This is a genomic window from Zhihengliuella halotolerans, assembly GCF_004217565.1.
GTDB lineage: Bacteria > Actinomycetota > Actinomycetes > Actinomycetales > Micrococcaceae > Zhihengliuella > Zhihengliuella halotolerans.
Map to the genome: position 1 here is coordinate 257,191 of NZ_SHLA01000001.1, position 14,554 is coordinate 271,744.

12 protein-coding genes are annotated in these 14,554 nt (G+C 70.8%); 7 read left to right on the forward strand and 5 right to left on the reverse strand.

What is annotated here, in order from left to right; all coding sequences use genetic code 11:
• Positions 1 to 127 precede the first annotated feature (127 nt).
• The 5 genes from rarD to EV380_RS01135 are packed head-to-tail and all read right to left on the reverse strand — an operon-like array spanning position 128 to position 7,869.
• Positions 128 to 1,078, reverse strand: a complete 951-nt coding sequence (rarD, locus tag EV380_RS01115) for an EamA family transporter RarD (protein ID WP_242607457.1) — start codon at positions 1,076 to 1,078, stop codon at positions 128 to 130.
• Between the two features lie 29 nt (positions 1,079 to 1,107).
• Positions 1,108 to 5,106 (reverse strand): type VII secretion protein EccCa, encoded by a 3,999-nt coding sequence (gene eccCa / locus EV380_RS01120; protein WP_130448759.1) that lies wholly within the window; start codon positions 5,104 to 5,106, stop codon positions 1,108 to 1,110.
• Positions 5,103 to 6,206, reverse strand: coding sequence for a hypothetical protein (locus tag EV380_RS01125; RefSeq protein ID WP_130448761.1), 1,104 nt, complete (start codon positions 6,204 to 6,206; stop codon positions 5,103 to 5,105). The genes eccCa and EV380_RS01125 overlap by 4 nt, the downstream gene beginning before the upstream one ends.
• 17 nt (positions 6,207 to 6,223) lie before the next feature.
• Positions 6,224 to 7,582: a type VII secretion integral membrane protein EccD gene (eccD, locus tag EV380_RS01130; RefSeq protein ID WP_130448763.1), complete on the reverse strand. Its 1,359-nt coding sequence runs from the start codon at positions 7,580 to 7,582 to the stop codon at positions 6,224 to 6,226.
• Between the two features lie 8 nt (positions 7,583 to 7,590).
• Positions 7,591 to 7,869 (reverse strand): hypothetical protein, encoded by a 279-nt coding sequence (locus EV380_RS01135; protein ID WP_130448765.1) that lies wholly within the window; start codon positions 7,867 to 7,869, stop codon positions 7,591 to 7,593.
• A 235-nt stretch (positions 7,870 to 8,104) separates the two neighbouring features.
• Here EV380_RS01135 and EV380_RS01140 point away from each other — a divergent pair, with 235 nt between their 5' ends.
• From EV380_RS01140 to EV380_RS01170, 7 genes are all read left to right on the forward strand, one after another.
• Positions 8,105 to 8,458 carry a WXG100 family type VII secretion target gene (locus EV380_RS01140; protein ID WP_130448767.1) on the forward strand — a complete coding sequence of 118 codons (354 nt, stop codon included), beginning with the start codon at positions 8,105 to 8,107 and terminating at the stop codon, positions 8,456 to 8,458.
• 54 nt (positions 8,459 to 8,512) lie between these two features.
• Positions 8,513 to 8,824 (forward strand): hypothetical protein, encoded by a 312-nt coding sequence (locus EV380_RS01145; protein WP_130448769.1) that lies wholly within the window; start codon positions 8,513 to 8,515, stop codon positions 8,822 to 8,824.
• A 136-nt stretch (positions 8,825 to 8,960) separates the two neighbouring features.
• The gene (locus EV380_RS01150) at positions 8,961 to 10,442 is read left to right on the forward strand and encodes an FAD-dependent oxidoreductase (RefSeq protein ID WP_130448771.1); all 1,482 of its coding nucleotides are present in this window, start codon (positions 8,961 to 8,963) and stop codon (positions 10,440 to 10,442) included.
• Between the two features lie 29 nt (positions 10,443 to 10,471).
• Positions 10,472 to 11,407 carry a DUF368 domain-containing protein gene (locus EV380_RS01155; protein ID WP_242607458.1) on the forward strand — a complete coding sequence of 312 codons (936 nt, stop codon included), beginning with the start codon at positions 10,472 to 10,474 and terminating at the stop codon, positions 11,405 to 11,407.
• Positions 11,408 to 11,566: 159 nt separating this feature from the next.
• Positions 11,567 to 12,616 carry a permuted SH3 domain-containing protein gene (locus EV380_RS01160; RefSeq protein WP_130448776.1) on the forward strand — a complete coding sequence of 350 codons (1,050 nt, stop codon included), beginning with the start codon at positions 11,567 to 11,569 and terminating at the stop codon, positions 12,614 to 12,616.
• Positions 12,613 to 13,320: an ABC transporter ATP-binding protein gene (locus EV380_RS01165; RefSeq protein ID WP_130448778.1), complete on the forward strand. Its 708-nt coding sequence runs from the start codon at positions 12,613 to 12,615 to the stop codon at positions 13,318 to 13,320. The genes EV380_RS01160 and EV380_RS01165 overlap by 4 nt, the downstream gene beginning before the upstream one ends.
• Entirely contained in the window at positions 13,317 to 14,549 is a 1,233-nt protein-coding gene (locus tag EV380_RS01170) for an ABC transporter permease (RefSeq protein ID WP_130448780.1), read from the forward strand. Before EV380_RS01165 ends, EV380_RS01170 begins: the two co-directional genes overlap by 4 nt.
• The last annotated feature ends 5 nt before the right edge of the window (positions 14,550 to 14,554 follow it).

A 14,554-nucleotide genomic window follows, 5' to 3' on the forward strand; every position in this document is an offset into this window, starting at 1 on the left:
CGCGGCGAGAACGACGACGGCCCCGCCGGCCCGCACGAGGATCTCTCCTCGCGGGTCGGCGGGGCCGTCGTCGTTCTGCGTGTCCCCGTCACTCGTCGGGGTGTGCGCGCGCCGCGACGAGTGGCGGTCAAGCCGCCGTGCCGGAGCGCCGCTTGTCGTTGCGGGCGCTCGCGGTGCGCGGGCGCCGGCGGAAGAGGTCGACGGAGAGGATCACGATCGCGACCCATACCAGCGCGAAGCCGATCCAGCGCTCGAGCGGCATGGGCTCGCCGAAGACCAGGAGGGCGATCACGAACTGCGCCGTCGGCGCGATGTACTGCAGGCTGCCCACGACCGACAACGGCAGCCGCGACGCGGCGGCGCCGAAGAACAGCAGCGGGGTCGCGGTGATGATGCCCAGCCCGGCCAGCAGCCAGAAGTGGCCTGGGCCGAGAGCTAGGGCCGTCGCGGACCCGCGGTCGGCGAGGACCAAGAGGCAGGCCAGGGCCGGCCCGAACAGGATCGTCGTCTCGACGGTCAGCGACGTGACCGCCGTCGTCCGCTTGCCGACGCGGTTCTTGGCGTATCCGTAGAGCGCGAACGTCGTGGCCAGGACCAGCGAGATCCACGGCACGGCCCCGTACCCGATGGACATGACGAGGACGGCGGCCGTCGCGATGGCGATGGCGACCCACTGCAGGCGGGAGAGGCGCTCCCCGAGGACGAGCACGCCGAGGGCGATCGAGAGCAGCGGGTTGATGTAGTAGCCCAGCGCCGATTCGAGCGCCCGGCCGTTGAGGACCGCGTACGCGAACGTCAGCCAGTTGGCCGCGATCAGCAGCGACGCCGCGGTGAGCCATGCCATGGCCCGCGGGGTGCGCAGCAGGAGGAGCAGCGGCCGCCACTGGCGCATCAGCGTGACCAGGGCGGCACAGACGAGCAGGGACCAGACGATCCGGTGCGCCAGGATCTCCACCGGGCCGGCCGCCGCGACGAGTGCGAGATACAGGGGCAGCACGCCCCACAGGCCGTAGGCGGCGATCCCGAAGGCGACGCCGGCGCTCTGCTCGCTGCGCGGGACTCCGGCGGGTTTCAACATGGCGTTTCCCGAGGATTTCACCCGCGGAATCATACGCCGGATTCGGCCTCGGGGGTGTCCGGGTCGCGGAACGTCTGCACGGTCTGCAGCGGCTTGCCCGTCTGCACCAGCTGGCCGCGGCCCGGCGGCAGCGCGCGGGCCCGCACGTTGTTCACGAGCGCGCCCTCGGAGCGGTCGCCGGACATGATCAGGGCCGCGGTCCCGGAATCGCGCAGGGTCGAGAAGAAGGACTCGTACATTCCCCGGCTCGCCCCGCGGACCTTGCGCGTGAGGACGACGTTCAGGTTGAGTTCGGCGGCCATCGGCAGGTAGTTCGCGAGGCGGCTCAGCGGCGAGTTGTTACCCGCGGTCAGTACGTCGTAGTCGTCGGCGAGCACGACGAGCCGCGCGCTGCCGGGCTTCTCGTCCTCGGTGCCGCCGTTGAGCCGCAGCTCGAGTTCCTTGACGAGGGCCGCGCTCAGCTGCTCGCCGACCGCCGCGCTGCCGGCGTACCCGCCGAGGTAGTCGTCGGGCACGACGTCGTCCAGGTCCTTGCGCGGGTCGTACACGGCGAAGAGCAGCTCCTCGGGCGTGTGCTGGTCGACGAACGTGCGGATCACCTGGCGCAGCACGTTGGACTTGCCGCAGCCCTCGTCGCCCATGATGAGCAGGTGCCGGTCCTTCGTGGTCATGTCGAGCACGTGCGCGCCCAGGTCGACCTCGCGGAGGCCGATGGCCAGGTGGCCCGGGGCGGCGAGGGCCGGCGCCTCCCGCGCGGAGACCTCGGCGGGCAGGACACGCACCTTCATCGCCGTCTCGCTCGTGGAGGCCGCGACTTCCGCGACGAGCGAGCGCAACCCCTCGGAGAGGGTCTCCGGGTCCGCCTCGCCGTCGATGCGGGGCAGAGCGACGTGCCCGATGAGCTTCGCGTCGGAGAGGCCGCGGCCGGGGACATCGGCGTTCACGCCGGTGGCGACCTTGCGGTCGATCATCGAGTCGCCCGGGTCGGCGAGCGCGAGCTCGATCTTGTTGCCGAAGAAGCCCTGCTGCGCCATGCGGATCTCGCCGCTGCGGTTGAGCGTGGTGACGAGGTGGATGCCGTAGCCGCCGCCGCGCATGATGAGCGTCGTGACGGCGTCGGCGATCTCGTCGAAGTCGTCGTTGATCTGGGCGTAGCCGTCGATCAGCAGGAAGACGTCGGCACTGGGCAGTTCGGGCAGATCCCCGGCGGCGTGCATGCGGCGCATCGTCGCGAGCGAGTCGATCTGGCGGTGCTCGAAGAGCTGCTCGCGGTGCACGAGCATGCCCAGCAGCTCCTCGATCGTGCGGCGGACGACCTCGCGGTTGGTCCGGATCGCGATTCCGCCGACGTGCGGCAGCCCGCTCAGCGGCAGGAGCGAGGAGCCGAGCAGGTCGATGCCGTACACGCCGACCTCGCTCGGGCGGTGGGTCAGCGCGAGCGAGGCGACGATCGTGCGCAGCAGCGTGCTGCGCCCCGACTGCGGCCCGCCGACGATCATCAGGTTGCCGCCGCCGGAGGCGAAGTCGACCTCCCAGAGGCCCTGCCACTGCTTGGCCGGGTCGTCGAGCAGGCCGACGGGCACGCGCAGCCTGCCGCCGGCCTCGAGCCGCAGCCCGTGCTCGCTCGGCCGCACCTGGCCCACGCTCGCGTCCAGCGTAATCGCGGACGGCAGCGGCGGCAGCCAGATCTCCTGCACGGAGCGGGGGAACGTGCGCAGCGTGTCCATGAGCGTGGACATCACGGTCGGGCCGGTGGTCCGCGCGGGCGCCGACTTCTTCGGGGCGCCGTCGTCGTCCCCGGTGGCCGCATCCGCGGAGTCCGTCGCGAAAAAGCGCAGGGGCACGACGTCGGCGCTCGCGCCGGCGGCCGGCGCGTCGTCCGTGGTGCGCTCGGCCTCGACGGCCCCCGAGACGTACCCGGACTTGAAGCGGGTGTACACGGTCGTGTCGACCTTGAGGTAACCGTAGCCGGGCACGGGCGGGAGGTGGAAGGCGTCGCCGGTGTCGAGCACGGTCTTCGACTCGGCTTCGGAGAGCGTGCGCAGGCCGATGCGGTAGGACAGGTAGGTCTCCAGGCCCTTGAGCTTGCCGCCCTCGACGCGCTGCGAGGACAGCAGCAGGTGCACGCCGATCGAGCGGCCGATGCGGCCGATGGAGAGGAACAGGTCGATGAAGTCGGGGCGTGCGGTGAGCAGCTCGCCGAACTCGTCGATGATGATCACCAGGTGCGGCAGCGGGTCCATGTGCTCGCCGCGGGCCAGGCGCTCGGCGCGGTGGACCTGGTAGTCGGTGATGTTGGCGATGTTGCCGGCGGCCTTGAGGACCTCCTGGCGGCGGAGGATCTCGCCGTTGAGGCTCGCGTAGACGCGCTCGACGAGCGAGAGGTCGTCGGAGAGGTTCGTGATGATGCCCGTGACCTGGGGTGCGCCCTCGAAGGGGGCGAACGTGGCGCCGCCCTTGAAGTCGACGAGGACCATGGCCAGCACGTCGGGGGAGTGGGTGGCGAGCAGGCCGAAGACCATCGAGCGCAGCATCTCGGACTTGCCGGAGCCGGTCGCGCCGACGCACAGCCCGTGCGGGCCCATGCCGAACTGGGCGGCCTCCTTGAGGTCCAGCGTCGCCGGACGGCCGCGGTCGTCGGGGCCGAGGGGGACGCGCAGGAAGTCGGCGTCGGAGCGCGGGCGCCACGTGCGTTCGACGTCGGCGCGGTCGAGCGCCGGGGTCAGGCCCAGCATTTCGATGAACGACTGGGCGCCCTCGCCCCCGCCGCCGTGCTCGAGCGAATCGGCGGAGAGGCGCAGCGGGGCCAGCTCGCGGGCCAGGGCGGAGGCGGTGGCGACGGGCAGGTCGTCGAGCCCGCCCGAGGTCGTCACGGGTGCTGCAGGGTCCTGCCGGTAGTCCTCGAGCCGGAACCCGTCCTCGGTCTCGGTGATGCGGATGCCGATCTCGGACGGTTCGTCCCCGCGCGTGGCGACGAGGTGCACGACCGTCATGCCGAGTCCCTGCGGGGTGAGGTAGCGGTCGACGAGGGGGAAGTCCTCCGCCTGCTTGCCGTGCGAGTCGGAGACGAGCACGAGCCGCGAGAGCACCGACAGCGCCCCCGATTCGGACTTGCGGGCCTCGGCCGCGATTTTCGTCCGGTGCTGCAGGTCCGAGGCCATGACGTCGGCCAGGTCGTCGAGGCTGCGGCCGATCCGCCGCACGGGGCCGGTCTCGGTTGCCTGGCGCTGGTCGGCGAGGTGCGGCAGCCACTGCGCCCAGGACCAGTCGTTCTCGGCGTCGCGCGGAACCGACAGGCCCAGCTCGAGGTCCTCGGGCGAGTGCAGGGCGGCGGCGGAGACGAGCAGGTTGCGGGACACGGCGAGAGCGAAATCCCGGGATCCGACGACGGAGACGTTGCCGACGGCGTTCAGGGGAACGGCGACCGGCATGGACGGACTCTTCGCGTAGCGCCGGCGCAGGATCTCGGCCTCGGCGGCCATGAACGAGTCCTCGAGCTGGCCCGGGGCGGTGGCCTCGGCGACTGCGAGCCGCCGGCACGGGCGTTCACCGGTGCCGAGGCGGACGTCGAGGAAGTCCTCACTCGAGCGCCGGCGCTCCCACAGCCGCAGCGGGTCGCGGACGACGTCGAACAGGGCGGCCGGGTCCGGGCTGGCCGTGCGCGCCGTCGCGAGCGCCTCGTGCTCGTCGGCGCGCAGCTTCACGCGCGTGCGCTCGAGGTAGCGCAGGTAGAGGTCGCGGGCCTGGCGCCGCTGCTTGAGCGCCTTGCCCCGCTGGGAGAACATCATCGCGATGCCGACGACGACGGTGAGCACCATCATCATCGCCCCGACTGCCGCGAACGGCGAGTTGCGGAACATCATCATCACGGTCATGGAGACGGCGCCGCCGAGCATCGGGACGATCGCCATCAGGTTCATGCCCTGCGTCTCGCCCTCGACGGGCGGGGGTGCATCGATCGAGAACGGGCGGAACTCGCGCAGGGGAGGGGTCGTGCGTGCCGGGCGGTGGACGATGCGCTGGCTCATCGGCGCTCGCCCGCACCTTGGCCGCCGAGGCGGGACTGCGCTTCGTTGGCGACCGTGAGCAGCCGACCGCCCAGGTGGGCGACGCCCATCCGGCGCTCGGTGCCGAGCCGGGAGAGACCCAGGCGGGCGCCGGCTGCCAAGTGGGCGTCGTAGTCGAGGGCGTGCGCCTCGTAGCCGAGCGCGCGAAGCCGCTCGGCCTGCTGCGTCGCCGGCAGCGGGGAACGCCGGTCCAGCTGCGTGACCAGCACGACGACGCGGCCGGCGGCGACGAGCCGGCGCAGGTAGGGGCCGGAGAGCTGGGCGACGGCATCCTCAATGCCGCTCATCGTCGCCGGAACCACCCACAGCGCGGCGTGGGCGTCGGCGAGTGCCGCGGCCGTCGTCGGCTGGTTCACGCCGGCGGGGCAGTCGAGCAGGGTGATGGGGAAGTAGCGGGAGACGCTCGCACATGTCTCGCGTACGAGGGACCCGGCCGGGGGCGGGCCGTCGGCGGCACCCGCGCTTGCGGTGGCGAGCAGGTTTTCGCGCACCGGGGCGAGCATCGCGCGCATGTCGTGCGCACTCGGCAGGCGCCCCCCGGTGGTCTCGGGAACGAGCTGGGCGAACGTCGCCGCGGTCGCCTGGGCGTCCACGCCGAGGCGCAGGCCGAGCGTGCCGTGGCCGAGCGCGAGGTCGAGTGCCGCGACCGTGTCCTGGCGGACCGCGGAGTAGAGGCGGGCCAGCAGGGCGGCGGCGGTCGTCGTGCCGGCCCCGCCGCGCGTCGAGAAGACCGCGATGCGTCGCCCCGTCGTGACGGGTGCCTGGGCCTCGGCCGCGGAGGCCGCGAGGTCCGCGGCGGAGGTGTCGGAGCCGAAGATCCGGCGCAGGGTGCGCCCGAGACCGCCCGAGGCGCCGGAGACGTGCGAGAGGCGCAGCAGGTCGAAGCCCAGCGCCTGTCCGACGGCGGGGTCCACGCGGCCGCCGGCGGGCGGGGCGGGCCGCCGCGGTGCCGGGTCGCGTTCGGCGCGCCGGGAAGCGCGCGAGGGCGCCGGGGCCCACGGGTCGACGACGCGCAGCTGCTGCGCCTCGGGGCCGGTGCGGGGGTCGTTCGTCGACGTCATCGGTCGCTTCCTCGTCTCTAGAAGGACTTCAACAGCAGGGCGAAGACGCCGCAGTAGCCGACGATCAAGGGGATCGTGGCGACGACGGCGAGGGACTCGATCCGCCCGCCGAGCTGCCGCAGCCGGGCTTGGGTGTGCTCGGGCAGCCGGACGGTCAGGCCCAGCCCGGCGCCGACGGCGGCGGCGAGCACGGCGATCGGGACGATCCACGCGAGCGGGCCCGCGACGTCGATGAGGTGCAGGCACCCGGAGACGACGCCGGCGGCCCCGGCCGCGTAGAGGCTGTAGCGTTCAATGGCCAGCGGGAAGGCCCGCGCGCGCAGCACCGTCGCGACCGTCAGGCACAGCAGCAGCGGCATCGTCCATTCCGGTCGCCCGGACTCGGCCAGGAACCAGAGGCCCAGACCGGACGAGACTGCGGCCGCCACCGTCGAGTAGCGCAGGGCGCCGTGGGCGCCGTGAATGGCGGCGACGGCGTCGTACCGCATGATCGTGGCGCCCTCGGCGCGGGCGTCGTCGAGCCCGGCGAGGCCCGACGCGGACAGCGCGATCGACGGCAGCAGCCCGAGCACCACGACGGAGCCGAGCGCGCCGATGGCCGCGACGGCGGGCCCGGACGGGGCCGACTCGGCGGTCGCCCAGCCGGCCAGTGGGAACGCGCCCGCCCAAACGGCGGCGAGCGCTCCCGCGACCCCTGCCGTCGTCAGGACGGCTCCCGGCCGGTAGGAAACGCCGGCCAGCGCCGCGATGAGCACCACCACGACGGCGGCGGCGAGGAGCGCGAACCCGTAGGCCGGAAGCCACTCCCAGTGCCACAGGCCGACGACGGCCAGGGCCGCCCCGGTGACCTGGAGCGTGGCCGCGATCGGACGCGAGGCCGCCACCAGTGCCGCGCCCGTGGCCAACATGCCGGAGCCGCACGCGAGCAGGATCCACCACATGCCCGCTCCGGCATACTCGCTCGTCAGCAGCCAGGCGCCGAAGACGGTGGCGAGTCCGGCGGCGACGCCGGAGCCGATCACGACGTCGCGATCCCGCCACGCTCCGCCGACGGACTCGGCCTCGTTGACCACCGCGTCCGTGACGTCGTAGACGACTGCGGGCGGCGGTGCCTCGTCGTTGCTGAACAGGCTCAGCGTCGACCCGTCGACGATGCCGGCGGCGGCGAGTGAAGAGTTGGCCGGCAGCGGCTCACCCGTGTCCGTGAGCAGGACTTTGGAGGCCACGCGCTCGCCCGGGGCGTCGCCGAGCAGCCGCAGGATCTGCGGCATCAGCGTCCCGACTTCGGCCGTCGAGGGCAGCAGCAGGTCCAGGCGCCGGTGCTCGCCGGCCAGAGTGACGCGGGTGTAGGTGCTTGTTGCGATCGTTTGGCTCATGTCCTGCCTCAGGCTTCCAGCGCCCACGGGGCGTCGATGACGAGTTCGACGGCGGCCCGGAGTTTCTCCTTCTCCGCGGCCTGCTGCGCGAAGATGTTCGTGATGAAGGAGACGCCGACGCAGACGGCCGCGACGAGGGCGGCGATCACGATGCTCACGAGGAAGAGCTTCAGCGGCGACTTCCAGCGCCGCTCCGTCGGGTTGCTCCCGTAGAGGAGCGCATCCGTCAGCCGAGCGCGGCGGACGGTGACGGACTCGATGAGTTGCGCGTCGAACTCCGATGACATGCGGTCCTCTCTCGGTGCCTCGGGCGTGCTGGGCGGGTGTGCTCGTTGCGGTCCATCATGTCAGGTCGGGGGTGAAGACGGCGTGAATTTCCGCCATGATGGGTAGTTCTCCCCATCCGCCGGCCTTGACCCGGGCCTCCTTGCGCCGTTGGATGGAGATACGCCCGGCAGGCGGGTGACAGCGAGCGGACCACGAGGTTTCGCCGCGCAACATATCGAACACAGAGGAGACCCCATGGGTGACTTCAAGGGACGCATGAGCGTCGGCTCGGTGGCCGACGCGTCGAAGCAGTCGGAGGACTCCGGCCTCACGCTCATCAAGCTGGTCGAGGAGATGCTCGACGGTGTGGAGGAGCTGCAGACCACGTTCAAGGGCGCCGCAGCCGCCGAATTCGTACAGGTCATCAACGAAGGATCCCGCGTTCAGGGCGAGCTCATCGCAGCCCTCGCGTCGATCTCCTCCGGCCAGGCCGAAACCGCGAAGGCCTACCTGGACATGGACGCCGAGATGGAGGGCGAGGGCCGCGACGCAGCCTCCGTCGCCTCGGCTACCTCCGGCAACACCGGCTTCAACCTCGGCGGCCGCTAGGCCCGCCGCACGGCGAACCAGCGAACGACAGACACCAGGCAAAGGACACAGGACATGGGCAAGGGCAACAGCGACGTCATTCAGTTCGATACCGCCAGCGCGGCGCAGATGGAGGGGACCGTCCTGCGCATCGCGGGCCGGATCGAATCCATCATCGGCGACCGCGAGCAGCAGGCGAAGTTCGTCCAGGACAACTGGGATGACGCCAACAACCGCGAGGGCTACGACGCGAAGGAGAAGGCGTGGATGTCCGCCGGCCAGGACACGCTGGCGCTCGTCCAGCGCATCCGGAAGCTCCTCGAGCAGAACCAGGTCACGGCGGTCGGCGCCGGCCGCAAGGTCGGCAACATCATCGACAGCATCTGAATCCCGTTCGGCCCCGCAACCTGCCGGTAAGGTGAGCGCGGGCACATAGGTGTAGACGGCGTCGTACTGGCAATTAGACTAGTGTGCCGTGCGCTAATACTCCCGCGTGCCCGCGAACCCTCCGGAAGGAAACCACGTGTCCAACCCTGCTGAGGTCGAGACCGCGGCCGTCGACGCCGCTCCGGCCAACCGCCCGCTGCGCGTCGCCATCATCGGCGCCGGCCCCGCCGGCGTCTACGCTGCGGACATCCTGACCAAGGCCGAGCGCGACTTCGAGGTCTCGATCGACCTCTTCGACGCCTACCCGGCGCCCTACGGGCTGATCCGCTACGGCGTGGCCCCGGACCACCCGCGCATCAAGGGCATCGTCAAAGCGCTGCACAAAGTGCTCGACCGCGGTGACATCCGCTTCATCGGCAACGTGACCTACGGCCGCGACCTGCTGCTCTCCGACATCCGCGCGATGTACGACGCGGTCATCTTCTCCACCGGCGCCATCAAGGACGCCGCAATGAACGTGCCCGGCGTCGAGCTCGAAGGGTCCTACGGGGCCGCCGACTTCGTCTCCTGGTACGACGGGCACCCCGACGTGCCGCGTGAGTGGCCGCTAGACGCCGAGCAGGTCGCCGTCATCGGCAACGGCAACGTCGCCCTCGATGTCGCCCGCGTTCTCTCCAAGCACGCCGACGACCTGCTGTCCACGGAAATCCCGGACAACGTCTACTCGGGCCTGAAATCCTCGCCCGTCACCGACGTGCACGTGTTCGGGCGCCGCGGCCCCGCCCAGGTGAAGTTCACCCCGCTCGAGCTGCGCGAGCTCTCCCACAGCCGCGATGTCGACATCGTGCTCTACCCGGAGGACTTCGACTTCGACGCCGCCTCCGACGAGGCGATCAAGACCAACAACCAGGTCAAGACGATGGTCTCCACGCTCACGAACTGGCTTGTCGAGCAGGAGGACCGCGAGGAGAATCCGGAGCACGCCCCGGCCAGCCGCCGTCTGCACCTTCACTTCCTGCACACTCCGGTCGAGATTGTCGGCGAGGACGGCCGCGTGACCGGCATGCGCTTCGAGCGCAACGAGCTCGACGGCACCGCCAACGTCCGCGGCACCGGCGAGATCGTCGAGTACCCGCTGCAGGCCGTCTACCGGGCCATTGGCTACTTCGGCTCCGAACTGCCCGAGCTGGAGTTCGACGCCAAGCGCGGCGTCATCGTGAACGACGGCGGCCGCGTCCTGGACGCGGACGGCGCCCCGGTGCCCGGGATCTACACGACGGGCTGGATCAAGCGCGGCCCCATCGGCCTCATCGGCCACACTAAGGGCGACGCCCTAGAGACGGTCGGCAACCTCCTCGAGGACCGCACCGAACTGCCGGCTGCCTCCGAACCCGACGAGCAGGCGATCCTCGACTTCCTTCAGGGCCGCGGCATCGAGTACACGACGTGGGAGGGCTGGCTGGCCCTCGACGCGCACGAGCGCGCCCTCGGCGAGGCCGCGGGCACGCTGGCGACCGACGCCGGCGAGATCACCCGCGAGCGCATCAAGGTTGTCCCCCGCGAAGAGATGGTCCGCGTCTCCCAGCAAAGCCCGGCCGTAGCGAACGCCGACGCATGAGTCAGCGACCGGTTGAAAGCGAGGGTGCCGTGACCACTCCCAAGCAGACTCCTTCGCTCGAGCGCCGCGCCGCGGTGCCTCAGGTCGTCGCCAACGTCCTGCGCGGCGGCCTGATCGGCGCCGTTGAGGTCATGCCGGGCGTCAGCGGCGGCACGGTCGCGCTCGTCGTCATGATCTACGAGCGCCTCATCGCGTCGGCCTCGGCGGCGATCGCCGGGTTCTTCCTCCTCGCCACGGGGCTGTTCCGCGGCGCCGAGGTGCGCCGCCGCGGCCTGAACCGGCTGCGCGAGGTCGACTGGCTCCTGATCCTTCCGCTCGTGATCGGCATGGGGGCGGCGATTCTGACCATGTCGCATGTGATGGAGTCCCTCGTCGAGAACCACCCGACGCTCATGCGGGCCGCGTTCTTCGGCATGGTGCTCGTCTCGCTGCTCATCCCCATCCGTATGGCCGGGGACTGGCGTGTGCGCGACTGGCTGTACTTCGGTGTCGCCGGCGTCGTGACCGCGATTGCGGTGAGCCTGCCGTCGGCGCCGCTGGAGATCACCCCGCTGACGATCATGGGGTGCGCGGCGATCGCCGTCTGTGCGCTGGCCCTGCCTGGTCTCTCCGGATCGTTCCTGCTCCTAGCACTGGGGATGTACGAGCCGACGCTGGAGGCCGTGAATAACCGCGACTTCGGCTACCTCGGCCTGTTCCTCGTCGGCGCCGCCACCGGTGGCGTGGTGATCGTCCTGGGCCTGCGGCGCCTTCTGCGCACGCGCCACCACGTGACGATGGTCGTCGTCACGGGCCTCATGGCCGGAGGTCTGCGCGCCCTGTGGCCGTGGCAGGACGAGGCCCGCAACATCGTCGCCGTCGAACCCGGTAGCCTCTGGCCGGCCATCGCGCTCGCCGTTGCGGGCGCCGCCCTTGTGGGCGTCGGGATTTGGGCCGAGCACCGGCTGTCTTCCCGCCGGGCCTAAACCGCCCGCGGGATTTGATACATCATCCCTCGGGATGATGTATCACGGTGTACCCGTACACGTAGGATCGTCTGGCGACTTCTGGGCGGTGATTAGGCCTTTCCCGCCAGAATCGCGAGTTCAAACACCGGAATTGATCCTTGCGAAACGAGTACCTGAATGAGTAGCAGTCGTGCCGTGCGCCGCACAGTCGTCGCGGTCCTGTGGTTGGCGATCGGCCTCCTGATCGCCGTGAGCCTTGTGAAGCTCGCCTTCTTCGACGGCGCGGTCGGAGCCGCCGACGATGCGTTGTACCCCACGGGGCAGATCCCGGTGGAGGCGGTCTCGGTGGAGACGGGAACGGTGGAGAACAGCCTCGCCATCGACGGGACGATTACGCTTGATTCCGCGGAGAAGGCGCTCGCGCCCGCCGATGGTGAGGTCAACTACGCCTTCGTGGCTGTGGGCGACCGCGTCGTAAAGGGCGAGCGGATCCTGCAGGTGCGCAGCGAGGTGCTCCCGGAACCGGCGGACGAGGCGCCGCTCGGCGATGAGGACGACGTCGTGCTGGTGCCCGCGGCCCCGGAGCCGCGGGTGACCTACACCGACGTCTACGCGCCGGCCGACGGCAAGCTCGCCGATTTCGCGATCCACCTCGGAGACGAGGTGGCCAAGGACGACGAGCTCGCCACGATTCAGCCGGAGACCTTCACTGCGACGGGCACGATCAACCCACTCGACCGCTACCGGCTGCTCGACGCCTCGCTGTCGGCGGTCGTGACCATCGAGGGGGGACCCGAACCGTTCGGCTGCGACCGCCTCGTCTTCAGCGACGCCGCCTCCGAGAAGCCCCCGGAGCCGACGGCCGAAGAGGAGATGATGGGCGAGGAGCCCGGCGGCGAGAACGGCAGTTCTGTGAGCTGCCGCGTGCCGGGACACGTCACTGTCTTCGACGGCCTCAGCATGTCCATGGAGATCGACGCCGGCACGGTCGACGACGCCGTCGTCGTGCCTGTGACCGCCGTGCGCGGCCTCGTCGGCGCCGGCACCGTCTGGAGCGTGGATGACAGCGGGAACGAGACGGAGCGCGACGTCGACCTTGGCGTCACCGACGGCAAGATGGTCCAGGTCACCTCGGGTCTCAAGCCCGGCGACCAGGTCCTGCGCTTCGTGCCTGGCTCGGACCCGGAGCTTGAGCCCGGGTTCGAGGAGATGGGCTACTACGAATGAGCGGCGCTGAGCTCCTGAAGCTCGAGGCAGTGACGCGCAGCGTCCAGCTGCCCGACGACAGCGAACTGCAGATCCTCTCGGGCATCGACCTCACGGTCAGCGAGGGCGATCACATCGCCATCGTCGGCCGCTCCGGGACGGGAAAATCTACCCTGCTGAACATCCTTGGACTGCTCGACACGCCCACTTCTGGCACGCTCACGTGGTCCGGTACGGACGCCTCGCGACTGAGTGCCCGGCGTGCCGCACGCATCCGCGGCCGCGACCTCGGATTCGTCTTCCAGCAGTTCAACCTGCTGCCGGGACGCACTGCACTGGAGAACGTCATGGCGCCGCTCATGTATTCGACCGGACGCGACTTCTGGCAGCGGCGGCGGCTCGCGACCGAGTCGCTTGAGCGGGTCGGCCTCGGCGACCGGCTCGACTCAATGCCGCAAACTCTCTCTGGGGGCGAGCAGCAGCGCGTCGCCATCGCTCGTGCGCTCGTGCGGCGGCCGCGCGTCGTGCTCGCTGACGAACCGACTGGCGCGCTCGACGTCGCGACCGGGCGGGCCGTGATGGAGCTGCTCGACGCCGCGACCGGCGAGGACGGTTCCGCCCTCATCACCATCACGCACGACAGCAACGTCGCCGCGCTGGCGCGCGCCCAGTTCCAGCTCGACGGCGGCCGGCTGCACCCGCTCGAAGTGGAGGCCGCGCTGTGAACAGAATCGGAAGACTTTTCACCGGCTTCATCGCCGCCATCGTCGAGGCATGGCAGGAGCTGCGCATCCACCGGCTGCGCGTGCTGCTCTCCCTCATCGGGGTCACGGTCGCCGTCGCGTCGCTGACGACGGCCCTGGCCGGGGCGGGCATCGCCCAGCAGGTCGTCAAGGAGAACTTCGAGAGCGAGGGGCGGCCGGCCCTGATCGTGGTCAACGCCTACGACCCGTCCGCCATCGGCCCCGGCGGGGTGTCGGAGGGTACGCGTTCGGCGTTCGAGACGACTGCAGAGCGCTTCGACGTCACGTACTCGTCCATGGTCGGAAGCGCATGGGGGATCCGTGCGGGGCGCGAAGACGTCTCCGTCACCCCGGAACTCAGCGTGGTCGACCCGGAGTACGCGCCAATGCACCGGCTCGTCACGCAGCAGGGGAGGTGGCTCGAGGCCGAGGACTCACGCAACATGTCGCCGGCCGTCGTCGTCGACGAGACGCTGCTGAAGGAGCTCGGCCTCGAGGGCGCGCAGCTGCCGCTAACCATCGACCTCGAGTCCGCGTCGACCGTCACGGCGACCGTCGTCGGTTCCGTCCCGCGCCACGGGTACGGGGAGGCCGGCAGCCTCTGGATGCTGCCGGACACGTACCAGCGGTGGTTCGGCGTCGAGGCCCCGCTGGAGGGCGCCGAGTTCCGGTTGTGGGTCCCGATCGAGGGCTCGGAGGAGCTGGCCATGTCGTTCGCGCGCGCAATGCAGGCGGAGGTCCCGGGGCTGCAGGTCGACGCGTTCCGCCAGGACTACATGGCGTGGGGCCAGGAGGAATCGCTGAACCAGATGGCGCTCGCCGTGAGCGCGATCGCCGCCATCATTCTGCTGCTGGGCTCGCTCAGCCTGCTCAACGTGGCGATGGTGACGATGAAGCAGCGGGTCCGGGAAGTCGGCATCCGGCGCAGTTTCGGCGCCACGACGGGCCGAGTCTTCTTCTCGGTCATGATGGAGAGCGTCGTCGCCACCGCGCTGGCCGGGCTCGTCGGGGTCATGCTCTCGATCGCGATCATCTCGAGCCCCTGGGTGGCGGAGGCCCTGCCGCTCGGCGGGATCGACGAGATGCCCGGCTTCCCGCTCGAGGCTGCCCTGCTCGGCCTCGGCATCTCCGTCGCCGTCGGCGCCCTGACGGGTGTGCTGCCCGCCCTCGTCGCCGCGCGGGTGCGGATCGTCGACGCGATCCGGTTCTGAGCCCG

Excerpts from the sequence above, each read along its gene's own strand:
- rarD (WP_242607457.1), bottom strand. The coding sequence starts at position 1,078 with ATGTTGAAACCCGCCGGAGTCCCGCGCAGCGAGCAGAGCGCCGGCGTC.
- eccCa (WP_130448759.1), bottom strand. The coding sequence starts at position 5,106 with ATGAGCCAGCGCATCGTCCACCGCCCGGCACGCACGACCCCTCCCCTG.
- EV380_RS01125 (WP_130448761.1), bottom strand. The coding sequence starts at position 6,206 with ATGACGTCGACGAACGACCCCCGCACCGGCCCCGAGGCGCAGCAGCTG.
- eccD (WP_130448763.1), bottom strand. The coding sequence starts at position 7,582 with ATGAGCCAAACGATCGCAACAAGCACCTACACCCGCGTCACTCTGGCC.
- EV380_RS01135 (WP_130448765.1), bottom strand. The coding sequence starts at position 7,869 with ATGTCATCGGAGTTCGACGCGCAACTCATCGAGTCCGTCACCGTCCGC.
- EV380_RS01140 (WP_130448767.1), top strand. The coding sequence starts at position 8,105 with ATGGGTGACTTCAAGGGACGCATGAGCGTCGGCTCGGTGGCCGACGCG.
- EV380_RS01145 (WP_130448769.1), top strand. The coding sequence starts at position 8,513 with ATGGGCAAGGGCAACAGCGACGTCATTCAGTTCGATACCGCCAGCGCG.
- EV380_RS01160 (WP_130448776.1), top strand. The coding sequence starts at position 11,567 with ATGAGTAGCAGTCGTGCCGTGCGCCGCACAGTCGTCGCGGTCCTGTGG.
- EV380_RS01165 (WP_130448778.1), top strand. The coding sequence starts at position 12,613 with ATGAGCGGCGCTGAGCTCCTGAAGCTCGAGGCAGTGACGCGCAGCGTC.